This window comes from Escherichia sp. WS3227_2 (genome assembly GCF_046486495.1).
Classification (GTDB): Bacteria; Pseudomonadota; Gammaproteobacteria; order Enterobacterales; family Enterobacteriaceae; genus Escherichia; species Escherichia coli.
Map to the genome: position 1 here is coordinate 95,961 of NZ_JBJQLG010000005.1, position 26,117 is coordinate 122,077.

Here is a 26,117-nt window from a genome sequence, read left to right on the forward strand (position 1 = left end):
GAACAACTCACCTTGCTGAGCAGAAAAATGCGATTTAACCAAAAAGCCTGCTGTACACTTAAGAAACAAGAAGGTGTAAGGAGGCGTTATGAAAACGCGTATTCATGTTGTGCAGGGTGATATTACCAAACTGGCCGTTGATGTGATTGTGAATGCGGCTAATCCGTCATTAATGGGAGGCGGCGGCGTCGATGGGGCCATTCATCGCGCAGCGGGTCCGGCGCTGCTGGATGCCTGTTTAAAAGTCAGGCAACAGCAGGGCGATTGCCCTACGGGGCATGCCGTTATTACGCTTGCAGGCGATCTTCCCGCTAAAGCCGTAGTGCACACCGTCGGGCCAGTCTGGCGTGGTGGTGAACAAAACGAAGACCAGCTTTTGCAGGATGCCTATCTCAATAGCCTACGACTGGTGGCGGCAAACAGCTATACGTCAGTGGCTTTTCCTGCAATTAGTACTGGGGTTTATGGTTACCCTCGTGCGGCAGCGGCTGAAATCGCAGTAAAAACCGTTTCAGAATTTATTACCCGTCACGCTTTACCCGAACAGGTATACTTTGTCTGTTATGATGAAGAAAACGCCCACCTCTACGAAAGACTCCTTACTCAACAAGGAGATGAATGATTTGCCCCGGCTGGCGAGCGCGGTGCTGCCACTGTGTTCGCAACATCCCGGTCAGTGTGGCCTTTTTCCTCTGGAGAAAAGTCTGGATGCGTTTGCCGCCCGGTATCGTCTGGCCGAAATGGCAGAGCATACGCTGGATGTTCAGTATTACATCTGGCAGGACGATATGTCGGGTCGGTTACTGTTTTCCGCCCTGTTAGCCGCAGCAAAGCGTGGCGTTCGCGTCCGTTTGTTGCTGGATGACAACAATACGCCCGGACTTGACGACATTTTACGCTTGCTTGACAGTCATCCACGCATTGAAGTCCGGCTTTTTAATCCTTTCTCGTTTCGCTTGCTGCGTCCGCTTGGTTATATCACCGACTTTTCCCGTCTCAATCGCCGTATGCACAATAAAAGTTTCACTGTCGATGGCGTGGTTACCCTGGTGGGAGGACGAAATATTGGTGATGCCTATTTTGGTGCAGGGGAAGAGCCACTTTTTTCGGATTTAGATGTCATGGCAATAGGACCAGTTGTAGAGGACGTTGCCGATGATTTCGCCCGCTACTGGTATTGCAAATCGGTTTCACCCCTACAGCAGGTGCTGGATGTCCCGGAAGGTGAAATGGCGGATCGCATCGAGTTACCAGCATCCTGGCACAACGATGCCATGACGCATCGTTATTTACGCAAAATGGAATCCAGCCCGTTTATAAATCATCTGGTTGATGGAACGTTGCCGCTTATCTGGGCGAAAACACGTTTATTAAGTGATGATCCGGCGAAAGGGGAAGGCAAGGCAAAACGGCATTCACTGTTACCGCAGCGCCTGTTCGATATCATGGGCTCACCCAGTGAACGCATCGATATTATCTCTTCCTATTTTGTACCGACACGCGCAGGTGTGGCGCAACTCTTACGGATGGTGAGAAAAGGGGTAAAGATTGCGATCCTAACCAATTCTCTTGCCGCTAACGATGTTGCTGTCGTCCATGCCGGATACGCGCGCTGGCGCAAAAAATTGCTCCGCTATGGCGTGGAATTATATGAACTCAAGCCGACGCGTGAACAAAGTAGTACGTTACACGATCGCGGCATAACCGGTAATTCCGGTGCCAGCCTGCATGCTAAAACCTTTAGCATCGATGGTAAAACGGTGTTTATCGGCTCTTTCAATTTCGATCCACGTTCGACATTGCTCAATACTGAAATGGGCTTCGTGATAGAGAGCGAAACGCTGGCACAGTTAATTGATAAACGCTTTATTCAGAGCCAGTATGATGCGGCCTGGCAGCTCCGTCTGGACAGGTGGGGACGGATCAACTGGGTTGATCGTCATGCAAAGAAAGAGATTGTTCTCAAAAAAGAACCCGCCACCAGTTTCTGGAAGCGGGTTATGGTCAAACTGGCGTCGATATTGCCCGTGGAATGGTTATTGTAAACGCGGCTTAACGGGCTGGTGCTTTATCGTTCTCACGCTTAACAACCGGTTTACCAGAGAACAAAAACTTCAGTAATGGGATGCGTAAATGAATTTCATACAGAATTATCGCAATCCCTACTACGAATATCAGGCCACAGAGAAAACCAAGCCAGTTGGAGGTGATGTGCGGTGTAATGTACGCGCCGAAAAACAGCGTTAACGGGTGGTGAACCAGATAGATAAACAGCGATGCGTTAACAAAGTAAGTCACCCGCGCTGACTGGAAGTTAAGCAAACGGTGGCCGAAGGAGAAGACCACATTCACCATCCACAGACCGAGGACCATGGTGATCACCGACTCGGTTTCGTACATCCAGGCATCGCCACTGCCATAGCGCTGGTTGAGTAAGTAAGCGACAAATGCCAATGCTGCTGCGAGGGTACAGCCACGAGACGGCGTGGTAAACAAGGCTTTAAGATGAGGGAAAATGAAAGCCAGTGCGCCGAGGATAAAGAACGGCAAATAAAATAGCGTTTGCATGACAATAAAATTGAACATGCCGTTACTCAGAATGGGCGGATACACAATAAAAATCGTTCTTCTTATTACCGCATAGCCGATGCCGAGGCACAAAAAAATCACCGATAGTTTTACCATCGAGAATTTTTTATTCGTTTTATCAGAATTTTCTAAATTATTTCTGATGCGTTTAAATATCCAGACGCACAGCGTCGTCATGACCACTAACACCAATAAAAACCACAGGTGCGATATTAATTCCCAGGCCAACGTATTATATTTGTCATACAATGACAGTCCAGGCCAACTTTCCGCTTTCCCTTTGACGTATTGCAGCATAATAAATTGCGGTAATGTCAGTAGGGGGATGGCTGTTAACATCGGGATACCTACACGTTCGACACGTACTTTCCACCATTTTTTCAAGGGATAGCGTAAAAAAAGCATGTAGGAAAAGTACCCGGATATAACGAAAAATACCTGCATGCGGAACGAGTGGATGAAGTCATTAAAAAGGGTCAGCCACAATGACGGTTCGGCGCTATTCACATGCCATGTATGGCTCGAATAGATTAAAGAAATATGAAAAGGGATCCCTAACAACATCAGCCAGGCGCGGATGGAGTCGAGAAAATATTCACGTTGCGCGGGTACTGGATTCATATATGGTTAACTAATCTCGGATTTTTCGTCTTATCCCTGTCGGGTTATGCCTTTAGGCTTGTTGCCATAGCGACACCGACCTGACCGCGCCAGGCGCAGGCTTCAAGGTTTTTATGCATAGCATCATCGCTACCACTAACCAGAATGGAAGCGTCTGTAAGACGGTTGATAAATAAATTTGCTGGCAAACCCTACACGAAGTCGATGCTTCTGTCTTTAGGAGAAGCACGGAAAGTGAAAACGGTTGCAATCAGGTGCTTAATCCATGAGCCAGCGTGCTGAACGATACCGGGATTCTGTTGTCGGAATGGCTGGTTATCCATTAAAATAGATCGGATCGATATAAGCACACAAAGGGGGAAGTGCTTACTAATTATGAAACATAAACTACAAATGATGAAAATGCGTTGGTTGAGTGCTGCAGTAATGTTAACCCTGTATACATCTTCAAGCTGGGCTTTCAGTATTGATGATGTCGCAAAGCAAGCTCAATCCTTAGCCGGGAAAGGCTATGAGGCGCCTAAAAGCAACTTGCCCTCCGTTTTCCGCGATATGAAATACGCGGACTATCAGCAGATCCAGTTTAATCATGACAAAGCGTACTGGAACAATCTGAAGACCCCATTCAAACTCGAGTTCTACCATCAGGGTATGTACTTCGATACCCCGGTCAAAATAAATGAAGTGACTGCCACCGCAGTCAAACGAATCAAATACAGCCCGGATTATTTCACTTTCGGCGATGTTCAGCATGACAAAGACACGGTAAAAGACCTTGGTTTTGCCGGTTTTAAAGTGCTTTACCCGATCAACAGCAAAGATAAAAACGATGAAATCGTCAGCATGCTCGGGGCCAGCTATTTCCGCGTGATTGGTGCAGGTCAGGTTTATGGCCTTTCTGCACGCGGCCTGGCAATTGATACCGCCTTGCCATCGGGTGAAGAATTTCCACGCTTCAAAGAGTTCTGGATCGAGCGTCCAAAACCGACTGATAAACGTTTAACCATTTATGCATTGCTTGACTCGCCGCGCGCGACAGGTGCTTACAAATTCGTAGTTATGCCAGGGCGTGACACGGTTGTGGATGTGCAGTCGAAAATCTATCTGCGCGATAAAGTCGGCAAACTGGGGGTTGCACCGTTAACCAGTATGTTCCTGTTTGGGCCGAACCAACCGTCGCCTGCAAATAACTATCGTCCGGAGTTGCACGACTCTAACGGTCTCTCTATCCATGCCGGTAATGGTGAGTGGATCTGGCGTCCGTTGAATAACCCGAAACATTTAGCGGTCAGCAGTTTCTCGATGGAAAACCCGCAAGGCTTCGGTCTGTTGCAGCGCGGTCGTGATTTCTCCCGCTTTGAAGATCTTGATGATCGTTACGATCTTCGTCCAAGCGCATGGGTGACTCCGAAAGGGGAGTGGGGCAAAGGCAGCGTTGAGCTGGTGGAAATTCCAACCAACGATGAAACCAACGATAACATCGTCGCTTACTGGACGCCGGATCAGCTGCCGGAGCCGGGTAAAGAGATGAACTTTAAATACACCATCACCTTCAGCCGTGATGAAGACAAACTGCATGCGCCAGATAACGCATGGGTGCAACAAACGCGTCGTTCAACGGGGGATGTGAAGCAGTCGAACCTGATTCGCCAACCTGACGGTACTATCGCCTTTGTGGTCGATTTTACCGGCGCAGAGATGAAAAAACTGCCAGAGGATACCCCGGTCACAGCGCAAACCAGCATTGGTGATAATGGTGAGATAGTTGAAAGCACGGTGCGCTATAACCCGGTTACCAAAGGCTGGCGTCTGGTGATGCGTGTGAAAGTGAAAGATGCCAAGAAAACCACTGAAATGCGTGCTGCGCTGGTGAATGCCGATCAGACGTTGAGTGAAACCTGGAGCTACCAGTTACCTGCCAATGAATAAGACAACTGAGTACATTGACGCAATGCCCATCGCCGCAAGCGAGAAAGCGGCATTGCCGAAGACTGATATCCGCGCCGTTCATCAGGCGCTGGATGCCGACCACCGTACCTGGGCGCGGGAGGATGACTCCCCGCAAGGCTCGGTAAAGGCGCGTCTGGAACAAGCCTGGCCAGATTCACTTGCTGATGGACAGTTAATTAAAGACGACGAAGGGCGCGATCAGCTTAAAGCGATGCCAGAAGCAAAACGCTCCTCGATGTTTCCCGACCCGTGGCGTACCAACCCGGTAGGCCGTTTCTGGGATCGTCTGCGTGGACGCGATGTCACGCCGCGCTATCTGGCTCGTTTGACCAAAGAAGAGCAGGAAAGCGAGCAAAAGTGGCGTACCGTCGGTACCATCCGCCGTTACATTTTGTTAATCCTTACGCTCGCGCAAACTGTTGTCGCGACCTGGTATATGAAGACCATTCTTCCTTATCAGGGGTGGGCGCTGATTAATCCTATGGATATGGTTGGTCAGGATGTGTGGGTTTCCTTTATGCAGCTTCTGCCTTATATGCTGCAAACCGGTATCCTGATCCTCTTTGCGGTGCTGTTCTGTTGGGTGTCCGCCGGATTCTGGACGGCGTTGATGGGCTTCCTGCAACTGCTTATTGGTCGCGATAAATACAGTATATCTGCGTCAACAGTTGGCGATGAACCATTAAACCCGGAGCATCGCACGGCGTTGATCATGCCTATCTGTAACGAAGACGTGAACCGTGTTTTTGCTGGCTTGCGTGCAACGTGGGAATCAGTAAAAGCCACCGGGAATGCCAAACACTTTGATGTCTACATTCTGAGTGACAGTTATAACCCGGATATCTGCGTCGCAGAGCAAAAAGCCTGGATGGAGCTTATCGCTGAAGTCGGTGGCGAAGGTCAGATTTTCTATCGCCGCCGCCGCCGTCGCGTGAAGCGTAAAAGCGGTAATATCGATGACTTCTGCCGTCGTTGGGGCAGCCAGTACAGCTACATGGTGGTGCTGGATGCTGACTCGGTAATGACCGGTGATTGTTTATGCGGCCTGGTGCGCCTGATGGAAGCCAACCCGAACGCCGGGATCATTCAGTCGTCGCCGAAAGCGTCCGGTATGGATACGCTGTATGCGCGCTGTCAGCAGTTCGCGACCCGCGTGTATGGGCCACTGTTTACAGCCGGTTTGCACTTCTGGCAACTTGGCGAGTCGCACTACTGGGGACATAACGCGATTATCCGCGTGAAACCGTTTATCGAGCACTGCGCACTGGCTCCGCTGCCGGGCGAAGGTTCCTTTGCCGGTTCAATCCTGTCACATGACTTCGTGGAAGCAGCGTTGATGCGCCGTGCAGGTTGGGGGGTCTGGATTGCTTACGATCTCCCAGGTTCTTATGAAGAATTGCCGCCTAACTTGCTTGATGAGCTAAAACGTGACCGCCGCTGGTGCCACGGTAACCTGATGAACTTCCGTCTGTTCCTGGTGAAGGGTATGCACCCGGTTCACCGTGCGGTGTTCCTGACGGGCGTGATGTCTTATCTCTCCGCTCCGCTGTGGTTTATGTTCCTCGCGCTCTCTACTGCATTGCAGGTAGTGCATGCGTTAACCGAACCGCAATACTTCCTACAACCACGGCAGTTGTTCCCGGTGTGGCCGCAGTGGCGTCCTGAGCTGGCGATTGCACTTTTTGCTTCGACCATGGTGCTGTTGTTCCTGCCAAAGCTATTGAGCATTTTGCTTATCTGGTGCAAAGGAACGAAAGAATACGGCGGCTTCTGGCGCGTTACATTATCGTTGCTGCTGGAAGTGCTGTTTTCTGTGCTGCTGGCTCCGGTACGCATGCTGTTCCATACGGTCTTCGTCGTCAGCGCGTTCCTTGGCTGGGAAGTGGTGTGGAATTCACCGCAGCGTGATGATGACTCCACTTCCTGGGGTGAAGCGTTCAAACGCCACGGCTCACAGCTGCTATTAGGGTTAGTGTGGGCTGTTGGGATGGCGTGGTTGGATCTGCGTTTCCTGTTCTGGCTGGCACCGATTGTCTTCTCGTTGATCCTGTCACCGTTTGTTTCGGTGATTTCCAGCCGTGCCACCGTTGGTCTGCGCACCAAACGCTGGAAACTGTTCCTGATCCCGGAAGAGTATTCACCGCCGCAGGTACTGGTTGATACCGATCGGTTCCTTGAGATGAACCGTCAACGCTCCCTTGACGATGGCTTTATGCACGCAGTGTTTAACCCGTCATTTAACGCTCTGGCAACCGCAATGGCGACCGCGCGTCACCGGGCCAGTAAGGTGCTGGAAATCGCCCGTGACCGCCACGTTGAACAGGCGCTGAACGAGACGCCAGAGAAGCTGAATCGCGATCGTCGCCTGGTGCTGCTAAGCGATCCGGTGACGATGGCCCGTCTGCATTTCCGCGTCTGGAATTCCCCTGAGAGATATTCTTCATGGGTGAGTTATTACGAAGGGATAAAGCTCAATCCACTGGCATTGCGTAAACCGGATGCGGCTTCGCAATAAAAACGTAGTTGCCTGATGAGCTACGCTTATCAGGCCTACATCGCTCCTGCAATATGTTGATTTTGCAAGATTTTGTAGGTCGGATAAGGCGTTCACGCCACATCTGGCAAAAACAACGAGCCAATAAAAATACCGGCGTTATGCCGGTATTTTTTACGGAAGAGGTATCAAATGCGTTTAATTGTGGTGAGCATCATGGTGACCTTGCTGAGTGGCTGTGGCAGCATTATTAGTCGCACTATACCGGGGCAGGGGCATGGCAACCAATATTATCCCGGTGTGCAATGGGATGTGCGTGACTCCGCCTGGCGTTATGTCACGATCCTTGATCTGCCATTCTCCCTGGTTTTTGATACTTTACTGCTGCCGATCGACATTCATCATGGCCCGTATGAGTGATTAACGTTCATCCCACTCATCAGCTGCTGCGCGTCCTTCCTCGGTATCCAGCGGTGGCTCAAGCTGAAATTCCCCCTCGTCCCATTCATGTAATGTATTCTCTTCCTGCCACTCCTGGCGGATCTCTATCTCATCATAGTCGCCATCAAAAACACTTTGCGCGGCTTCACCGCTAAGCATAGGTAAACATTCACCTTCTTCCCCTTCGTCGGCAAAAAACTCAACTTGCCACATGATGTCGCCGTCCTGCAAAACGTATTTTTGGGCATTGAACTGTTGCACATTCGCGTCTTCGGCGTCGATGCCGGGGTTGTCTGCAAGAAATTCTTCGCGTGCAGCGTCAATGGCTTCTTCAAGCGTTGCGTACATGGTCATCACGATTCTCCCTTTGAGTTGATGAGGTTTCAGGGAAAAGGATAGCTGATTCTCCGCTTTTGCAAGTATGAAAGGCGAAAAATCAGTTCGATACCTGGGGTATTCGACGACGACGTAGACTGTTCCATGAATAGACTGCGTTGAATAATACTACGCCAGCGGTGACGAGAAATACCGCTCTGAAACCGTAGTTCGCTGAAATCGCGGCTCCCATCAATGGTCCGGTAACGTTGCCAATATCACGAAACGATTGGTTATAGCTGAAGATACGCCCGGCGATCTGGTTGCTCGAGTTATAAACTAACAGTGTCTGTACGGCGGGGAGTAGTGCACCATCAGCGGCACCGAGCAAAAAACGTAAAATCCCAAGTTGCAATGGCGTCTGAACGTAAGACATTGGGATCAACAGCAGTACAGAAAAGATCAGCGCCGTAATCAGGATCTTTTCGGGGCCGATTCGATCGCCAAGTTTGCCGAGTCGTGGTGCACTCAGCAGAGCAGCTACGCCTGGCACCGAGGCGATCATGCCACTGATAAAGGCGACGTTACTGACGTTACCCGCCAGTTCGCGGACATACAGCGTCAGAATGGGGGCAATTGAGCCCGTTGCCACCTGGATGATTAACGTGGTGACAAACAGGCTGAGTACCAGTTTCGGGTTTTTAAGTGATGTCACCACTTCACGCATGTGCAGCATCTCTTTTTTGCTGACCGGCTGGAATTTTTCTCTGATGCAAAACAGGGTGACGAAAAAGCAGAGTATGAGCACACTGGCGGTAATAAAGAATACCGGACGTAAGCCGTAGCTATCGGCGAGCAGGCCGCCAGCCATTGGGCCGAGCAACGCACCGCTAACGCCGCCTGTGGAAAGCGTCCCCAGCGCCCAGCCGCTTTTATTACGCGGTACTTGTGTGGCGATAAGAGCATTAGCGTTGGGGACAAATCCGCCAAGTAACCCAAGAAGCGCCCGCAGGATCAAAAACTGCCAGATATTTTGTGCCAGCCCCATCAACACCATCACGATGCCCATGCCGAGGGCAGAGCGTAATAGCATGAGTTTGCGGCCTTTACGGTCGGCGAGTCCACCCCAAAACGGTGAGGCGATGGCCGAAAATAAAAATGTAATGCTGAAGACAATACCGGACCACATATTCAAGGCGGAGTGGCCCGTAACGCCAAGCTGCTCAACGTAGAGGGGTAAGAAGGGCATTACCAGGCTGAAGGCGGCACCCGTAAGAAAACAGCCTAGCCAGGCGACGATCAGGTTTCGTTTCCAGTTTATAGGGGTGTCATTTTCACAGGGTGACATAGCAATCCGCTGTTGGTGCGCCAGGCGCGGTGAACATAAGAAGAAAAGATAAGCACACTAATTATGCGCCCGACTTCCAGGGGGCGCAATCCAGAGAGCTTTTATCGCTAAATCAGGGGGATTTGCTGTGGTAATGCCGGATACCCTTCTGAAGCATCCGGCATGGGAGATTTAATAGCGTGAAGGAACGCCTTCCGGGCGTGTTTTAAAGCGACGGTGTAACCACATATACTGCTCTGGTGCCATCATGATGCATTTTTCTACCACTTTGTTCATCCACGCGGCGGTGGTTTCGGCATCATCCAGCGGCGGAGAACACTCTGGCGGCAGCATAATCAACTGATACCCTTTGCCATCTGGCTTACGGCGTGGAACGAAGGGCACCAGACATGCGCCGGACATCCGTGCCAGCATCCAGGTTCCGGTTGTGGTCGCAGCCTGCTCAACGGCAAACAACGGGACGAAAACGCTTGAGCGCGGGCCGTAATCATGATCCGGTGCGTACCAGACCACTTCGCCTTTTTTCAGGGCTTTAATCATGCCTTTTAAATCTTTGCGGTCGAGCATCGATTTATTTGAGCGCAAACGGCCCCAGGTTTGTAGCCAGTCAATCAGTGGATTATCGTTCGGGCGGTAAACGCCAATGCCCGGCTCCTGCATACCAAACTGCCGCGCACCCAGCTCCAGGGTCAGAAAATGGATGCCAACTAACAGGATGCCGCGTTTTTGCGCCTGCACGTCACGAATGTGTTCCATGCCGATCACTTCCGTCCAGCGGGCGATTCTGCGGTCCGGCCAGAACCACGCCATGCCAGTTTCCATCAGTCCCATGCCAACGGATTCGAAATTCTTCACCACCATTTTACGGCGTTCTTGTTCGCTCATTTCCGGGAAGCACAGTTCCAGGTTGCGATGCACAATTTTTGCGCGTCGTTTCATAAAACGTAACGCAAGTTTTCCTAATCCACAACCGAGGCGGTAGATAACCGGGTAGGGCAATTGCACGACTAACCAAAGTACGCCAATACCCAACCAGGTTAACCAATAACGCGGATGAAGCAGTGCGGTGGAGAACTTGGGTAGATTCGTCATATCAATCCTGTTTTTCAACCTATACGGGCAATTGTATGTATTGTCGCATTTTTTCGCCCGCAACCAAAATTTGTGACTGAAGACTGGGCGAAATTGCCGCGCTTGTAAATAACAAATAATTTTTAATGCGCAAATGTAGCGTAAAATGTGTGGATGTTAATTATCGATAATTGCTATATCATGCCGCGGATTTTTACTTTCCCATCTCGCAGGAACCGTACACCATGCCAGTGTTACACAACCGCATTTCCAACGACGCGTTAAAAGCCAAAATGTTGGCTGAGAGCGAACCGCGAACCACCATTTCGTTTTATAAGTATTTCCACATCGCCGATCCTAAGGCGACCCGTGACGCTTTATATCAGCTGTTTACCGCGCTGGATGTTTTTGGGCGAGTGTATCTGGCGCATGAGGGCATTAACGCGCAAATCAGCGTACCTGCGAGCAATGTTGAAACATTTCGCGCGCAGCTTTATGCCTTCGACCCGGCTTTAGAGGGCTTACGCCTGAATATCGCGTTGGATGATGACGGGAAATCCTTCTGGGTACTGCGCATGAAGGTCCGCGATCGTATCGTTGCCGACGGTATTGACGATCCTCACTTTGATGCCAGCAATGTGGGTGAGTATCTGCAAGCGGCGGAAGTGAACGCCATGCTTGACGATCCCGATGCATTGTTTATCGACATGCGTAACCACTATGAGTATGAAGTGGGGCACTTTGAAAACGCGCTGGAAATTCCGGCAGATACCTTCCGTGAGCAGCTGCCAAAAGCAGTCGAGATGATGCAGGCACATAAAGATAAAAAAATCGTCATGTACTGCACCGGCGGCATTCGTTGTGAAAAAGCCAGTGCCTGGATGAAACATAACGGATTCAACAAAGTCTGGCATATCGAGGGCGGAATTATTGAATACGCCCGTAAGGCGCGCGAGCAGGGCTTGCCGGTGCGTTTTATTGGCAAAAATTTTGTTTTTGACGAGCGGATGGGCGAACGTATCTCTGATGAGATTATCGCGCATTGCCACCAGTGCGGTGCGCCGTGCGACAGCCATACCAACTGTAAAAATGATGGCTGCCACCTGCTTTTTATTCAGTGTCCAGTATGTGCGGAAAAATACAAAGGTTGTTGTAGTGAGATTTGCTGCGAAGAAAGCGCGTTACCGCCTGAAGAACAGCGACGCCGTCGGGCAGGACGTGAAAATGGCAATAAGATCTTTAATAAGTCTCGTGGACGTCTGAATACAACACTGGGCATTCCTGATCCAACAGAATAAATATCATTGCCGGATGCGTGCCATCCGGCAACATTTCACGCTTACTTCTGCTGTACGCCTTCCACTGAAATAATCAGATCCACTTCCTGAGAAGCTGGACCTAAATCTGTTTTGATATTGAAGTCCTTGAGCTTAATTTTGCCTTCGGCATCGAAGCCTGCACGTTTACCGCCCCACGGGTCGTCGCCCTGACCAATTAATTTCGCTTCCAGCGTGACGGGTTTGGTTACGCCATTCAGCGTCAGATCGCCGGTAATATCCAGGTCGTCACCGTCTTTCTTCACGCTGGTGGAGGTGAATGTTGCCTGTGGATATTTTGCGGTATTGAGAAAATCCGCACTGCGAAGATGTTTATCGCGTTCGGCGTGGTTAGTATCGACGCTGGTGGTGTTAATTGTCACATTCACTTTATCGGCAGCTGGATTTTTTTCATCAAAGGTAAAAGTACCGTCGAAATCTTTAAAGGTGCCGTATAACCAGCTATAGCCAAGGTGCTGTATGCGGAAGTTAACAAAGGCGTGCTGACCTTCTTTGTCAATTTTGTAATCGGCGGCAACCGCTGAACCGGCAGAGAACATCAGGGAAGCGAAGGTTAAACCAAGCAGGCTTTTTTTCATTTTTTATACTCCATAGTCAGATGACGACTTTCCCAGCATGCGCTTCAGAGTGTCGTCTTTATCGATGAAATGATGCTTCAGGGCCATAAATCCGTGCATAACGGACAGTACTACGACGCTCCACGCGAGCCAAAAATGCAGGGCACCGGCAAAGTCAGCCTGTGCGCCAGCGTCGGCGAGGGTCGCGGGGACGTCAAACCAGCCAAAAACGCTGATCGGTTTACCATCGGCAGTTGAGATCAGATAGCCGCTGATGCCGATGGCGAACAGCAATAAGTACAATGCGAGATGTCCAGCCTTTGCGCCAAGACGAGTCATGGGCGAATAACTCTGCAGCGGACCCGGCGGTGGAGATATGACGCGCCACAGAACGCGAATAACCAGCCCCATCATTAACAAAATACCGATGCTTTTATGCAGTTCGGGTGCTTTGTGATACCAGCCATCGTAATAACTGAGCGTGACCATCCACAGACCTAAAGCAAACATGCCGTAGACAATAATTGCGCTTAGCCAATGGAAGGCCGCAGATATAACACCATAGCGTTCAGGGGTATTTGTGAATGACATAAGTGCATCCAAAACGAATTTGCGAGAGAAAGAAAATGGCGTGTCGGAGAGTGAATTGCAACACAAAAAAAACAAATTGAATGATATTTATTTTTATTTCAATAATTTTGAATTAATAATGAAAGAATCTTCATAAGTTTAGTGGGTTCAGCATCAGAGATGTCTGGTGAGTGCTGTAGAAGCAGGAATAATCTCATTCAATTTTTCACGCTAAATGAAAGGGAGATTAAATATTTGTCAGTTTATGTCAGTGCGGAAAACTAAAAATAAAACACATAGATCAGATCCATAATTGCCAACAATCCCCAGAGAAAAAGATAAAGCATCAGATGCTCGCGAATATTATTGATGAGATAGTGCAACAGCCGACGCATTAAATACTCCTGTAAAAACGGCCTCATTCTGGAGGCCGTAATGATGATTATTGGAAGCGGGAAAGCCTGAATGGCGTCAAATCAAAATCGCTTTTTTTGTCTTGCGCAAAATCGGCAGCTATTTCCCCTAAAACTGACGCAAATTTAAAACCGTGCCCGCTCAGGCCGGTAATGAGCAGTGTATTATCGTGGCCGGGTAGAGTATCGATAATAAAATCTTCGTCAGGCGAATTATCATAGGTGCAGGCAGCGCCGTACAGGCAGCAACCGATACCCGGCAAGACATTGCGCAAGAACGGGAAGGCTTCCGAACCATCGCTGACCACTTCCGCAAACGGAACACGTTCATCCGCTGAATGGATAATCTGGCCTCCGTTATGTTTGCCAATCTTCAACGCGTCGTTTTCTGCCGGAAAACCATAATATTGATCGCCATTGGGCAGTTCACCGGTAAACGCCGGGAATTTATTCTTCACGCTATAGCGCCCATCGGCCTGATACCAGGCAAATACTTTGCGTACGGGCTGGACAGGCAACTCCGGGAGCAGGTCTTTTACCCATGTTCCCGCGCAGACAATCGCTTTTTTCGCCTGATACTCACCGTCAGCCGTTTCAATAGTTACGCCATCATCGTCATGACGAATTGCGGTGACCGGGCAGTTGAACAGCTGCGCACAGCCCGCTTCCTTCGCCAGTTGGATCCAGGTTTTAATCGCCAGTTCGCTGCGCAAAAAACCGGAATCAGTCTCAAATAAGCCGATGTAGTTGTCCGGGACGCGTATTTCCGGCCAGCGGGCCATAATCCCTTGCGCATCGAGCTTTTCAACGTTGAGTTGCCATTGTTCGGCGCTGTGGGCGACGTTGGCGAGAAATGTGGAATCAGCCGGGCCAAGGTTAATGACGCCAGAGCGTACAAAAATGGGATCTTCTTCGTTGTGGCGGGAGAGTTCATCCCACAGCGTTTGCGCGCGAAGAACCAGCGGGACATACTTTTCGCCTTCACCATAAGCATGGCGAATTAATCGCGTATCGCCGTGGTGGCTGCCGTGTTGATGTGGTGGCATATGGGCGTCGGTCATTAGCACGTTTAAACCGGCACGGGTTGCATAATACCCGGCGGCAGCGCCTACGGAACCGCTGCCAATAATGATGAGATCGTATTTCATTTTTTTCTCTCTGCTCTCATGGTTTAAGCAGAGTAATTAACTGAATGCAGATATACAACCCAGAAATGGTAAAGGCACCGGTGAGGTGCCTTTTGGGTGGATGGTCATGTCATGTTAATGACGCCGATACTCGTTTACCGGGAAATCACCGGATTCAATTTTGGCGATTCCTGCTTCTAATATCGAAATAAATTGTCTGGCAACATCAGTGGTTAACCAGAGCGTCTGACCAACTTCAGTCCCTTCCTGCTCGGACTTATTTGGGGTCTGGTAGTGCAAACGCAACATCAGCGCATCATAGCTATCAACGGTGCTGATGTCCCACCCTACGAGCGGATGAGTCTGAATGACTTCATTATTTTTTTCCATCATGGCCCCCTAATTCGTGTTACTAGACAACGTTATTCGAGGTTCAATGCGTTTTTATCTGAAGCAACTTCAGTATACCAATAAGTAAGGGTATTCACCGAATTTTTAAAGGGGGGAACAGATAAATTTTTGCTTTTAAGATTTATATGAACAATAAAACAGCATGTCATTCATATTTTTTTAGCATATTGTGCAATTATTTTGAGGAAGTGTAGAAATTTTGTACTCAAAATTTGTAAGTAAAATAAAAAAGCCGGGGCGACCCGGCAAAAACAAAAATCACTGCATATTATTCGCTGACAAACCAGTCATCGGCGCTTTCCCACGTTTCCTGGAGAATTTCGCTAATGCGCTGTTTATCTTCTTTTGTTGCGCCAATAACCGATAAATTATTCGCTGCGGCATAACGTACCGATACGTGGCCTTCATTATCAGGAAACGCATACTGAATACGGCGGGAAAGTTCGCCAGCCAGGGCGTCAATAGCCCCAGCTGGCAATGGAGAAGTTTTCGCTATGGTGACTTCAATTCGCATAATAGCCCCCTGTTGAATATACTGGTTATTTATACAGGTAAAATAACCTAATGACAACAGGAAGCTACGATTTTTATTGTTTAACGGACCAGCGTACCGTTTCCCCGGCGAGGAATGGCACCAGTGTGTCATCAGTCAGTGCGATGCTTGCAGCAACCTGTTGTTCTTCGTGGACCAGTTCGATGAATGTGTCGTTGACCGGCAAGCCATAGAACTGCGGGCCGTTTACAGAACAGAATGCTTCAAAGTGCTGCAGAGCATTCATCTCTTCAAAGACGGTAGCGTAACTGCCCAGCGCGGTTGGGGCGTTGAAGCAGCCCGCGCAGCCGCAGCTGCTCTCTTTGCGATGACGTGCATGCGGCGCAGAATCCGTACCGAGGAATACGCGATTAAAACCGCTGGCGACCAGTTCACGCAATGCCTGTTGGTGAATATTGCGTTTGAGGATGGGTAGACAATACAGATGTGGACGCACGCCACCAACCAGCATATGGTTGCGGTTAAACATCAGATGCTGCGGAGTGATGGTGGCAGCCAGCCGTTCATTTCCGTTACGGACATAGTCGGCAGCATCTTTGGTGGTGATGTGCTCAAAAACGACTTTCAGCGCAGTCAGGCGCTGGCGCAGCGGTTCCATCACGCTTTCTATAAAGCGTGCTTCACGATCAAAAATGTCGATATCTGCATGTGTCACTTCACCATGCACCAGTAACGGCATACCGATTTTTTCCATGCGCTCAAGTACCGGCATGATTGCGTCAACTGACGTCACGCCGTGACTTGAGTTAGTAGTTGCGTTTGCCGGGTAAAGTTTTGCAGCGGTGAACACGCCTTCGTTAAATCCGCGCTCTAGCTCATTAGGGTCTAGTGAATCTGTCAAATAACAGGTCATCAGCGGGGTGAAATCGTGCCCGGCAGGTACGGCGTCAAGAATACGCTGGCGATACGCCACGGCGGCCCCAACGCTGGTCACGGGCGGAGCCAGATTGGGCATTACGATAGCCCGTCCATAAATTTCGCTGGTATACGGCACGACAGTTTTTAACATGTCGCCATCGCGGAGGTGAAGGTGCCAGTCGTCTGGGCGGCGGATCTTTAATACCTGGGATGGTGCAGTCATTAATCTCTATGCTCCGGCTGAAGGGATGTTTTTGCCGGACACAAAGGATAAGCGGAAACGTTTTCCTTTGCACGAAAAATAAAGGGCGCGAATGCGCCCTCGTGATTAATCAGTAAACGGAATGACAATTTCGCCTGGCTTCACTTCAATGCCTTTCGCCAGTTTCTTCGCCATTGCTTCGCCCTGGCTGCCATCTTCGCGCAGGACGTAAGCTGGTTGCTGGTTAAAGTAATTGCGTAATGCCTGGTTCAAATAGGGGAGCAACGTTTGCATCACCGTTTGCATTTTTTCCGGTTGTACCGTCGCACCGACCACTTCCATCTCTTTCAGGAAGATCGCACCTTTTTCTTTATCAAACACGGGCAGCGCTTTCAGCTTCAGTTTCATGGTCGCTTTCTGGCTACCGAACAGGGAGTTCATGTCCAGATTGGCGTCTCCGGTTAGGGTAACCTTATTCGGCTCTTCGCGACCAATTTGGCTGGTCAGGTTTGTCAGAACAATATGGGCGTCAGCCACGCCGGGTAAACCGATATCTTTTGAGAAATTATTATGTTTCGCAAGCGACTGGTTAATTTCTTGTTCGGTGATGGTGTATTGGGTGAGTTGATTACAGCCAACGAGCAGGCCACTGACGATCAATGCAGCGGCAAATAAAAACTTGTTCATGGTAGTCCTCGACATGAAATCTGCGTCAATATCCTGACACAACGCAGCATGTGTCACCAGCGATAAACGCGCCAGCAGAAAAAACTGAAAACGGCGGCAACCCGCGAATACAGGCTGCCGCGGCGGGTCAGGATTAAATCGCCATTGATGATAACAAATTGATTTGTGTCTGTTTCGCCATATTATCGCGGTAATCAGCAACGCGGCTTGGCCAGTTGATTCCGGCTACCAGCGTCAGATTACGCAGTAGCGGAAAAAGCTGAATATCATCTTCCGAAAGTTCGCCATTCACGGCGTTCGGTTTGACGATCAGTTTGTCCAGCGCACGTAAATCATCGCTGATATTCTTAATCAGACCGTCAGAGTGGGCCAGCAGGTCGGCAAAATTACCCGCGCTGGCCTCTTTCTTGTCGACGAAATATTTGCGCGCGGCGGGAGTAGAAAACTCATCAAATGCCGATTTGGCAAAACGCGGCAACAGCAGTTTGTTGGCGTAGCCATTGACCTTGCGCAGCCACTCTTCAATGGCAGGGGAACGTTTGCCGGTCAGTAACGGTTTGCCGTCGAGTTTATCGACATAGTGAACGATGTCCATGCTTTCTGGCATATAGCGGCTGTCATCTTTTTGCAGAATGGGAACCTGTTTTTGACCGACCATCCGGGTGGGTGTTTCTGCGTCGTCGTTGAGCAGAACATGTAATTCGACGGGGATATTTTTCAGGCCGAAAATCATGCGGGCTTTGAGGCAGTAAGGGCAGTGATCGTAAATGTATAGCTTCACGTGACTCCTCCATTTGGCTGTCAGTTCACTTTCAGTATGGAGGAGTCAGGGGGGAGTATCAAATCAGGCGTCGCGTTCAAGCAAACGACGCGCGGCGCGTTTCTGGCTAAACTGCCAACCCAGCGCAAGGAAAGTGAAGATGCCAATAATGCCCAGCATCATCCACGGAAGCTCTGGCTGGTGTGCCGATTTGCCCAGGTCAAACAGCCAGCCGCCACCGATATAACCAATAGCGCCGCCAATCGCCAGACCCAGACGGCTAAACCCCATATAGCTGCCGCGAGCTCTTGCGTCTGCCAGCGAAGCACTTAAGGTTTCACGCGCAGGCTCGGCAATGATCGACCCGATATAAAACAGACAAATCAGGGTGAAAAGTTGTTGCAGGCCGCTGACCATGCCCACCGGCATCATGCTTAATGACATTATCAACAGCCCAGCCATCAACCGGTGTTCCAGACGAAAATGCTTTTCACTCCAGCGGGCGATAGGATAGAGCAACGTTAACGACAGACACGCTTCAATGGCATACATCCATTTAACGGCAGAGGGCGCGCCCGCCACGTCGTTGACCATAATTGGCAGCATCAGCATCACTTGTACAGCCAGCATGTAGTAACCCGCCAGCGTCAGGACATAGGTGACAAAACGCTTGTCGCGCATCACGCGGGTCATGCCTTCGCGAACGGGCGTGCGTACGGTGGAGAGTTTCCATGCCGGTAACAACCACGCATTGAACGCTGCACACAGCACAAACAAAACTGCCCCTGTGGCGCAGACCAGGCGAAAGTCGTATTGCAACAGCCAGCTACCCAACAATGCGCCAATGACCGCACCGGCACTGTCCTGCATCATCAACAGCGAGAAAAAACGACCACGCTGTTGTGGACGGATTAGTTTCACCACCAGCGCCGAACGCGGCGGATCAAACAACGTGCCGCCGAGTCCCGAGAGCAGGCATGAAAACCACAATAGCCACGGTTCGTGGGCGATACCCATCGTGGCGAATCCGGCGGCACGCATCAGCATACCGGTAACAATCATCGGTTTGGCACCAAAGCGGTCGGCAATTGCTCCGCCGAAAATACCCAGACCTTGCTGAATAAACTGGCGTAGGCCGAGGGCAATACCGACCATGACGGCGGCCCAGCCCATTTGATCAACGAAGCGGATAGAGATCAGCGGGAAGACAACAAAGAACCCCAGCACGACCAGCATATTATCGATGAGCAGGAAATATTTACCCAGGTTCCTCGCCTGCGACACGCGGGACATTTCCCCTCCCGGGAAATAAAAGATGAGCACTTTCTATTCTGCATTGCCGCTAAGACTTTTCCCATCACTTCGGGGACAATATTTTTTTATCAAAACGTCGCTTTGATAGAGAGTTTTTATCAAATATGTGAATAATGCAGAAAATGGCATTCTGGACTTTTCACAGGGTCTGGTTGCGCAGGTATAGTAATACTTACAGCGTATTAAAGACGTTACGGGAAGGAGTAGGTATAGAATGTTTGGCTATCGCAGTAACGTGCCAAAAGTGCGCTTAACCACAGACCGACTGGTCGTGCGTCTGGTGCATGATCGTGATGCCTGGCGTCTTGCGGATTATTACGCAGAGAATCGCCATTTCCTCAAGCCCTGGGAGCCAGTGCGCGACGAAAGCCACTGTTATCCATCAGGCTGGCAGGCCAGGCTAGGGATGATTAACGAATTTCATAAACAAGGTTCAGCTTTCTACTTTGGCTTATTCGACCCGGACGAAAAAGAGATTATTGGCGTTGCCAATTTTTCCAATGTTGTTCGTGGCTCTTTTCATGCCTGCTATCTCGGTTATTCGATTGGGCAAAAATGGCAGGGCAAAGGACTCATGTTTGAAGCCCTGACCGCAGCCATTCGTTATATGCAGCGCACCCAACATATTCATCGCATTATGGCTAATTATATGCCGCACAATAAACGCAGCGGTGATTTACTGGCGCGACTGGGTTTTGAAAAAGAAGGCTATGCGAAAGACTATCTGTTGATTGATGGACAATGGCGCGATCACGTACTGACGGCATTAACTACCCCAGACTGGACGCCCGGCCGCTAAGGAGAATCTCATGAAATATCAACTTACTGCCCTTGAAGCTCGCGTGATTGGTTGCTTGCTGGAAAAGCAGGTGACCACGCCGGAGCAATACCCGCTCTCAGTCAATGGTGTAGTCACGGCCTGTAATCAGAAAACGAACCGTGAACCGGTCATGAATCTGAGTGAATCCGAAGTGCAGGAACAGCTGGATAATCTGGTCAAACGTCATTATCTACGCACAGTGAGCGGTTTTGGTAATCGGGTCACCAAATATGAGCAACGTTTTTGTAATTCAGAATTTGGCGATCTGAAACTGAGCGCCGCAGAAGTGGCGTTAATCACCACGTTGTTATTGCGTGGTGCCCAGACGCCGGGTGAACTGCGCAGCCGCGCCGCGCGAATGTATGAATTCAGCGATATGGCGGAAGTGGAGTCGACGCTGGAACAACTGGCAAATCGCGAAGATGGTCCTTTTGTGGTGCGTCTGGCCCGCGAACCGGGTAAACGTGAAAGCCGCTACATGCATCTTTTCAGTGGTGAGGTTGAAGATCAGCCGGCGGTGATGGATATGTCGAACGCGGTTGACGGTGATTTACAGGCACGCGTTGAAGCCCTGGAAATCGAAGTGGCAGAACTGAAACAGCGTCTTGATTCGTTGCTGGCCCATCTGGGAGATTAAAGTGAAAAAATTACGTATCGGCGTAGTGGGGTTAGGCGGCATCGCGCAAAAGGCGTGGTTACCGGTGCTGGCGGCAGCGTCTGACTGGACGTTACAAGGTGCGTGGTCGCCTACGCGCGCGAAAGCCTTGCCAATTTGTGACAGCTGGCGCATTCCTTATGCCGATTCGTTATCCAGCCTTGCCGCCAGTTGCGATGCGGTTTTTGTGCATTCCAGCACCGCCAGCCACTTTGACGTGGTCAGTACGTTACTCAATGCGGGGGTACATGTCTGTGTCGATAAACCGCTGGCAGAAAATCTGCGCGATGCTGAACGGCTGGTGGAACTTGCGGCACGGAAAAAACTGACGTTGATGGTCGGTTTTAACCGTCGTTTCGCACCACTCTACGGTGAGTTAAAAACGCAACTCGCCACCGCAGCCTCGCTAAGAATGGATAAACATCGTAGCAATAGCGTCGGGCCACACGATCTTTATTTCACGTTGCTGGATGATTATCTGCATGTGGTGGATACCGCGCTGTGGTTGTCGGGCGGCAAAGCCTCTCTGGATGGCGGTACGCTACTGACTAACGACGCTGGCGAAATGCTGTTTGCCGAGCACCATTTTTCGGCCGGCCCTTTGCAGATCACCACCTGTATGCATCGCCGTGCCGGAAGTCAGCGTGAAACCGTGCAGGCCGTGACTGACGGTGCGCTCATCGACATTACAGATATGCGCGAATGGCGTGAGGAGCGTGGGCAGGGTGTAGTGAATAAACCGATTCCTGGTTGGCAGAGTACGCTTGAGCAACGTGGATTTGTCGGCTGTGCGCGGCACTTCATTGAATGCGTGCAAAATCAGACAGTTCCGCAAACCGCCGGCGAACAGGCAGTGCTGGCGCAACGTATCGTTGACAAGATCTGGCGCGATGCGATGAGTGAATAAACCCTGTAACATCTGGCGGTAGCAATTCACCATAATCCAGGTAGACTATTCGCCTCTTTCAGCGCCTGCCTTGCAGGCGTTTTGCCCGTGGGTCTGGATTAGAACACCGATGAATTTATTAAAATCGCTGGCCGCCGTCAGCTCGATGACCATGTTTTCGCGTGTGCTTGGCTTCGCACGTGACGCAATTGTCGCCAGAATCTTTGGCGCAGGGATGGCAACCGACGCCTTTTTCGTCGCTTTTAAACTTCCTAACTTGTTACGCCGTATCTTTGCCGAAGGGGCATTTTCCCAGGCATTTGTACCGATTCTGGCGGAATACAAAAGCAAGCAGGGTGAAGACGCCACGCGGGTCTTTGTCTCTTATGTTTCTGGCCTGCTGACACTCGCGCTGGCGGTTGTGACGGTCGCAGGCATGCTCGCTGCACCTTGGGTGATCATGGTGACCGCGCCAGGCTTCGCTGACACAGCTGACAAATTTGCCCTGACCAGCCAGCTACTAAAGATTACCTTTCCCTATATCTTGCTGATCTCCCTGGCGTCGCTGGTGGGAGCGATTCTGAATACGTGGAACCGCTTCTCGATTCCGGCGTTTGCTCCAACACTGCTTAACATCAGCATGATTGGTTTCGCGCTGTTTGCCGCACCGTACTTTAACCCACCGGTGCTGGCGCTGGCGTGGGCTGTTACGGTCGGCGGCGTCCTGCAGCTGGTGTATCAGCTACCGCACCTGAAGAAGATCGGCATGCTGGTCCTGCCGCGCATTAACTTCCACGATGCCGGAGCAATGCGCGTGGTGAAACAGATGGGACCGGCGATCCTTGGCGTCTCTGTGAGCCAGATCTCCTTAATCATCAACACCATTTTTGCCTCGTTTCTTGCTTCCGGTTCGGTGTCTTGGATGTATTACGCCGACCGCTTAATGGAGTTTCCGTCCGGTGTGCTGGGCGTGGCGCTTGGCACCATTTTGCTGCCGTCGCTGTCGAAAAGTTTTGCCAGTGGCAATCATGATGAATACAACCGTTTGATGGACTGGGGGCTGCGTCTTTGTTTCCTGTTGGCGCTGCCGAGTGCGGTTGCGTTGGGCATTCTTTCAGGTCCGTTGACCGTTTCGCTGTTCCAGTACGGTAAATTTACCGCCTTTGATGCGCTGATGACCCAGCGGGCGTTAATTGCCTACTCGGTGGGTTTGATTGGCCTGATTGTAGTGAAAGTGTTGGCTCCTGGCTTTTATTCCCGCCAGGACATTAAAACGCCAGTGAAAATTGCCATCGTTACGCTGATTTTAACGCAATTGATGAACCTGGCGTTTATCGGTCCGTTGAAACATGCCGGGCTGTCACTTTCTATTGGTCTGGCGGCGTGTCTGAATGCTTCGCTGCTTTACTGGCAGTTGCGTAAGCAGAAAATCTTTACCCCGCAACCTGGCTGGATGGCGTTTCTGTTGCGTCTGGTGGTAGCGGTACTGGTGATGTCTGGCGTGCTTTTAGGTATGTTACATATCATGCCGGAGTGGTCATTGGGTACCATGCCCTGGCGCTTACTGCGTTTAATGGCGGTCGTGCTGGCGGGGATTGCCGCGTACTTCGCTGCACTGGCGGTACTGGGCTTCAAAGTTAAAGAGTTTGCCCGCCGGACGGTGTAACAATGCATTCCGGCCTGCAGTGCAGGCCGGAGATAATCTTCAGATCGTAATCTTTTTACCGCCGCGATGGGTTGTTGAGGTCTGACCGTTCGCTCCATATAGCGTCGGTTCCTGATGCGGTTTCAACATTTCCAGCGCCTGTTGATTGCGCTCAATCTGTCCTTCCAGTAACCAGCCGTTATGTTGATTCATTTGGCGTAGTTGCTGCGTTTTCACAGTAATTTCCTGCCAGCGTTGACTAATATCAACGCTATTTGCTGCATTGGGTTCTTTCCTGCGTAACTGTTCGAGGTAATCCAGCGTCGCCAGCAGAGAGCTTTTTTGTTCTGTAATCCATTGCAACTGGCTGCCGTTGATCTGCCCCATAGAGAGATGTTGCTGCTCTTGATCCATTACCGTTTTGAGATCGTTAAGCACAGCGGACATCTGGTCGAGGATCTCTGCAAGACGCGTCATACGATCAGTTACTCTGCAAGTCTTGCTGCGCTTCGTTGATCAGCGCATCGGCAATTTTGCCGGTGTCCATTTTTAGTTCACCGTTACGAATCGCCAGTTTTAACGCTTCGACACGTTCAAGATTGATATCACTGCTGCCGGGTTGCATCAGTTTTGCTTGCGCGTCGCTTAACGTCACACTGGTGCTGGTGGAGGCGGTTGTTTTTGCCGCCCGGGTGTTCGTTACCGGCGCGTCAATGGTTTCGCGCGGTTGAACGGTGCTTACGGGCTTCAGAGGCGAAGTGCGATCAATACTCATGGTTTATTCCTCATTGAGGGCGCTTTTATCATGTGTTGCTTATTTATCGGCAAGGGACGGGTAATCTTTAACAGCTTACAGGTTTATAAGAATATTCCCATCTGCATCAACAACGCCGCTGACCACCTGTCCCGATACCATGCGCACCCGCGCATTCTGTGCGACGGCTGCATTGTTCAGCGCCTGACCTTCTGCGTTGGCGCTAAACCCATCACCACTGGCGATCACGTTGACGCGTTGTCCCGCTTTTACCCGCCATGCCTGGCGAAACTGGGTTAACTGGATAGGTTGATCGGGTGATAGATCGCGCAGGCTAACGGCATCAACAAGTTGATTGATATCCAGCACCGTACGCGGTGGCAAGGTGTCCAGCCGTCCGCGTTTCAGTTTGACATTGCCAGCTTCCAGCTTTCCTCCCCGCACAATGGGCATTGCGGCAACCACATAATTTCCTGTGGCCTGCACATTAACCTGTAAATATCGTTTGTCGTTACCGCAGCGTGCCAACACATTCACATTGCCCCACAGGCGGGAATTATTGCTCATCGAAAGCAATGGCTGCTCGCACGGCGGTAGTAGATTGGGCGCTGTACGAATAGAAACACGAACCTCATCACTTACCCCCGCGAGCTGGGCGCTAAAAAAGGTGTGCAATTGCGATGTGAGATTGCTCGCCGCACTTAACGGACTGAACAGTATCGCGATGATTGCCACGCTACGTTTTATTGCCAGCATTTTCGCCCCCTGCCATTTCTACAACGTGAATTGTACCTGTCCGCAATGACCATCAACGGCATAAATAGCGACCCATTTTGCGTTTATTCCGCCGATAACGCGCGCGTAAAGGCATTTAAGCTGATGGCAGAATTTTGATACCTGCGGAGGAGATATGCTCGATAAGCTCGACGCCGCCTTACGTTTTCAACAAGAGGCGCTCAATCTGCGCGCCCAGCGTCAGGAAGTGCTGGCAGCAAACATCGCCAATGCCGATACCCCTGGTTATCAGGCGCGCGATATCGATTTTGCCAGTGAACTTAAAAAAGTCATGCAACGTGGACGGGATGCAACCAGTGTGGTTGCACTGACGATGACCTCAACGCAACACATTCCGGCGCAGGCGCTGACCCCTCCTACCGCAGAACTGCAATACCGTATTCCGGACCAGCCTTCGCTTGACGGTAATACCGTCGATATGGATCGCGAACGCACCCAGTTTGCCGATAACAGCCTGCAATACCAGATGAGCCTTAGCGCGTTGAGCGGGCAAATCAAAGGCATGATGAACGTTTTACAGAGCGGAAATTAACGGATGGCACTGCTGAATATTTTTGATATCGCCGGGTCGGCGTTAACTGCCCAGTCCCAGCGCCTGAACGTGGCGGCCAGTAATCTGGCGAATGCTGATAGCGTGACCGGTCCCGATGGACAGCCATATCGGGCAAAACAGGTGGTATTCCAGGTTAACGCTGCACCAGGTGCTGCGACAGGCGGCGTAAAGGTTGCCGATGTTATAGAAAGTCAGGCCCCGGACAAACTGGTTTATGAACCGGGTAATCCGCTGGCGGATGCAAAGGGCTACGTGAAAATGCCAAACGTTGATGTCGTCGGAGAGATGGTTAACACCATGTCGGCGTCACGCAGCTATCAGGCCAATGTTGAAGTGCTCAACACGGTGAAAAGCATGATGCTGAAAACCCTTACGCTCGGTCAATAAAGGA

The 26,117-nt window shown here is 50.6% G+C and carries 29 protein-coding genes; 12 read left to right on the forward strand and 17 right to left on the reverse strand.

The genetic code is table 11. The annotated features are described in order from the left end of the window. The first annotated feature begins 88 nt into the window (after positions 1–88). Together ymdB and clsC are read left to right on the forward strand one after the other, a co-directional pair. Positions 89–622 (forward strand): O-acetyl-ADP-ribose deacetylase, encoded by a 534-nt coding sequence (gene ymdB / locus ACJHXB_RS08775; protein ID WP_000857405.1) that lies wholly within the window; start codon positions 89–91, stop codon positions 620–622. Continuing rightward, entirely contained in the window at positions 564–2,045 is a 1,482-nt protein-coding gene (clsC, locus tag ACJHXB_RS08780) for a cardiolipin synthase ClsC (RefSeq protein WP_001605229.1), read from the forward strand. Before ymdB ends, clsC begins: the two co-directional genes overlap by 59 nt. A 7-nt stretch (positions 2,046–2,052) precedes the next feature. On the opposite strand, the gene mdoC is transcribed toward clsC, so the two are convergent. Next, on the reverse strand, positions 2,053–3,210 hold the full coding sequence (gene mdoC, locus ACJHXB_RS08785) for a glucans biosynthesis protein MdoC (protein ID WP_001070350.1): 1,158 nt from the start codon (positions 3,208–3,210) through the stop codon (positions 2,053–2,055). A 393-nt stretch (positions 3,211–3,603) separates the two neighbouring features. Here mdoC and mdoG point away from each other — a divergent pair, with 393 nt between their 5' ends. From mdoG to ACJHXB_RS08800, 3 genes are all read left to right on the forward strand, one after another. Beyond that, positions 3,604–5,139, forward strand: a complete 1,536-nt coding sequence (mdoG, locus tag ACJHXB_RS08790) for a glucans biosynthesis protein MdoG (protein WP_001300662.1) — start codon at positions 3,604–3,606, stop codon at positions 5,137–5,139. After that, a complete protein-coding gene (gene mdoH, locus ACJHXB_RS08795; protein ID WP_001309403.1) occupies positions 5,132–7,675 on the forward strand; it encodes a glucans biosynthesis glucosyltransferase MdoH in 2,544 nt (847 codons plus the stop codon). The genes mdoG and mdoH overlap by 8 nt, the downstream gene beginning before the upstream one ends. Before the next feature lie 171 nt (positions 7,676–7,846). Then, on the forward strand, positions 7,847–8,074 hold the full coding sequence (locus tag ACJHXB_RS08800; protein WP_001237205.1) for a YceK/YidQ family lipoprotein: 228 nt from the start codon (positions 7,847–7,849) through the stop codon (positions 8,072–8,074). Here the strand turns inward: ACJHXB_RS08800 and ACJHXB_RS08805 are convergent, their stop codons facing one another. From ACJHXB_RS08805 to lpxL, 3 genes are all read right to left on the reverse strand, one after another. Then, positions 8,075–8,449, reverse strand: coding sequence for a MysB family protein (locus ACJHXB_RS08805; protein ID WP_000180056.1), 375 nt, complete (start codon positions 8,447–8,449; stop codon positions 8,075–8,077). Between the two features lie 82 nt (positions 8,450–8,531). After that, on the reverse strand, positions 8,532–9,758 hold the full coding sequence (gene mdtG, locus ACJHXB_RS08810; protein WP_000074172.1) for a multidrug efflux MFS transporter MdtG: 1,227 nt from the start codon (positions 9,756–9,758) through the stop codon (positions 8,532–8,534). 171 nt (positions 9,759–9,929) lie between these two features. Further along, on the reverse strand, positions 9,930–10,850 hold the full coding sequence (gene lpxL / locus ACJHXB_RS08815; protein ID WP_000183364.1) for a kdo(2)-lipid IV(A) lauroyltransferase: 921 nt from the start codon (positions 10,848–10,850) through the stop codon (positions 9,930–9,932). A 224-nt stretch (positions 10,851–11,074) separates the two neighbouring features. Between lpxL and ACJHXB_RS08820 the strand changes: the two genes are divergently transcribed. Then, a complete protein-coding gene (locus tag ACJHXB_RS08820; protein ID WP_001305889.1) occupies positions 11,075–12,127 on the forward strand; it encodes a rhodanese-related sulfurtransferase in 1,053 nt (350 codons plus the stop codon). A gap of 41 nt (positions 12,128–12,168) precedes the next feature. Here the strand turns inward: ACJHXB_RS08820 and ACJHXB_RS08825 are convergent, their stop codons facing one another. The 10 genes from ACJHXB_RS08825 to mdtH form a co-directional block, all read right to left on the reverse strand. Further along, positions 12,169–12,744, reverse strand: a complete 576-nt coding sequence (locus ACJHXB_RS08825) for a YceI family protein (RefSeq protein WP_000749257.1) — start codon at positions 12,742–12,744, stop codon at positions 12,169–12,171. A 3-nt stretch (positions 12,745–12,747) separates the two neighbouring features. Then, positions 12,748–13,314, reverse strand: a complete 567-nt coding sequence (locus tag ACJHXB_RS08830; protein WP_000011118.1) for a cytochrome b — start codon at positions 13,312–13,314, stop codon at positions 12,748–12,750. A gap of 260 nt (positions 13,315–13,574) precedes the next feature. Then, positions 13,575–13,688: a YceO family protein gene (locus tag ACJHXB_RS08835; RefSeq protein WP_001253418.1), complete on the reverse strand. Its 114-nt coding sequence runs from the start codon at positions 13,686–13,688 to the stop codon at positions 13,575–13,577. Positions 13,689–13,735: 47 nt separating this feature from the next. Beyond that, on the reverse strand, positions 13,736–14,854 hold the full coding sequence (solA, locus tag ACJHXB_RS08840; protein ID WP_000872831.1) for an N-methyl-L-tryptophan oxidase: 1,119 nt from the start codon (positions 14,852–14,854) through the stop codon (positions 13,736–13,738). 114 nt (positions 14,855–14,968) lie between these two features. Continuing rightward, positions 14,969–15,223, reverse strand: coding sequence for a biofilm formation regulator BssS (gene bssS, locus ACJHXB_RS08845; protein WP_000414437.1), 255 nt, complete (start codon positions 15,221–15,223; stop codon positions 14,969–14,971). Between the two features lie 289 nt (positions 15,224–15,512). Next, positions 15,513–15,758: a DNA damage-inducible protein I gene (dinI, locus tag ACJHXB_RS08850; RefSeq protein ID WP_001217754.1), complete on the reverse strand. Its 246-nt coding sequence runs from the start codon at positions 15,756–15,758 to the stop codon at positions 15,513–15,515. A gap of 73 nt (positions 15,759–15,831) precedes the next feature. Continuing rightward, on the reverse strand, positions 15,832–16,878 hold the full coding sequence (gene pyrC / locus ACJHXB_RS08855; protein ID WP_000126523.1) for a dihydroorotase: 1,047 nt from the start codon (positions 16,876–16,878) through the stop codon (positions 15,832–15,834). A gap of 105 nt (positions 16,879–16,983) precedes the next feature. Next, the gene (locus ACJHXB_RS08860; RefSeq protein WP_001366232.1) at positions 16,984–17,544 is read right to left on the reverse strand and encodes a lipoprotein; all 561 of its coding nucleotides are present in this window, start codon (positions 17,542–17,544) and stop codon (positions 16,984–16,986) included. 133 nt (positions 17,545–17,677) lie between these two features. After that, a complete protein-coding gene (grxB, locus tag ACJHXB_RS08865) occupies positions 17,678–18,325 on the reverse strand; it encodes a glutaredoxin 2 (protein ID WP_000780912.1) in 648 nt (215 codons plus the stop codon). A gap of 63 nt (positions 18,326–18,388) precedes the next feature. Continuing rightward, on the reverse strand, positions 18,389–19,597 hold the full coding sequence (gene mdtH / locus ACJHXB_RS08870) for a multidrug efflux MFS transporter MdtH (protein WP_000092206.1): 1,209 nt from the start codon (positions 19,595–19,597) through the stop codon (positions 18,389–18,391). A gap of 235 nt (positions 19,598–19,832) precedes the next feature. Here mdtH and rimJ point away from each other — a divergent pair, with 235 nt between their 5' ends. From rimJ to murJ, 4 genes are all read left to right on the forward strand, one after another. Further along, positions 19,833–20,417, forward strand: a complete 585-nt coding sequence (gene rimJ / locus ACJHXB_RS08875) for a ribosomal protein S5-alanine N-acetyltransferase (protein ID WP_000468186.1) — start codon at positions 19,833–19,835, stop codon at positions 20,415–20,417. A gap of 10 nt (positions 20,418–20,427) precedes the next feature. Next, positions 20,428–21,075, forward strand: coding sequence for a YceH family protein (locus tag ACJHXB_RS08880; protein ID WP_000877109.1), 648 nt, complete (start codon positions 20,428–20,430; stop codon positions 21,073–21,075). Position 21,076: 1 nt separating this feature from the next. Beyond that, on the forward strand, positions 21,077–22,000 hold the full coding sequence (locus ACJHXB_RS08885; protein WP_000736139.1) for a Gfo/Idh/MocA family protein: 924 nt from the start codon (positions 21,077–21,079) through the stop codon (positions 21,998–22,000). 109 nt (positions 22,001–22,109) lie between these two features. Then, complete coding sequence (murJ, locus tag ACJHXB_RS08890) at positions 22,110–23,645, forward strand: murein biosynthesis integral membrane protein MurJ (protein ID WP_001050683.1); 1,536 nt, start codon at positions 22,110–22,112, stop codon at positions 23,643–23,645. 39 nt (positions 23,646–23,684) lie between these two features. On the opposite strand, the gene flgN is transcribed toward murJ, so the two are convergent. From flgN to flgA, 3 genes are all read right to left on the reverse strand, one after another. Then, the gene (gene flgN, locus ACJHXB_RS08895; RefSeq protein WP_000197345.1) at positions 23,685–24,101 is read right to left on the reverse strand and encodes a flagella biosynthesis chaperone FlgN; all 417 of its coding nucleotides are present in this window, start codon (positions 24,099–24,101) and stop codon (positions 23,685–23,687) included. A 4-nt stretch (positions 24,102–24,105) separates the two neighbouring features. Then, positions 24,106–24,399 carry a flagellar biosynthesis anti-sigma factor FlgM gene (gene flgM, locus ACJHXB_RS08900; RefSeq protein WP_000020873.1) on the reverse strand — a complete coding sequence of 98 codons (294 nt, stop codon included), beginning with the start codon at positions 24,397–24,399 and terminating at the stop codon, positions 24,106–24,108. Between the two features lie 75 nt (positions 24,400–24,474). Then, positions 24,475–25,134, reverse strand: coding sequence for a flagellar basal body P-ring formation chaperone FlgA (flgA, locus tag ACJHXB_RS08905; protein ID WP_000879689.1), 660 nt, complete (start codon positions 25,132–25,134; stop codon positions 24,475–24,477). Positions 25,135–25,288: 154 nt separating this feature from the next. Between flgA and flgB the strand changes: the two genes are divergently transcribed. Next, on the forward strand, positions 25,289–25,705 hold the full coding sequence (gene flgB / locus ACJHXB_RS08910) for a flagellar basal body rod protein FlgB (RefSeq protein ID WP_000884702.1): 417 nt from the start codon (positions 25,289–25,291) through the stop codon (positions 25,703–25,705). 3 nt (positions 25,706–25,708) lie between these two features. Next, positions 25,709–26,113, forward strand: a complete 405-nt coding sequence (flgC, locus tag ACJHXB_RS08915) for a flagellar basal body rod protein FlgC (protein ID WP_001196460.1) — start codon at positions 25,709–25,711, stop codon at positions 26,111–26,113. Positions 26,114–26,117 lie beyond the last annotated feature (4 nt).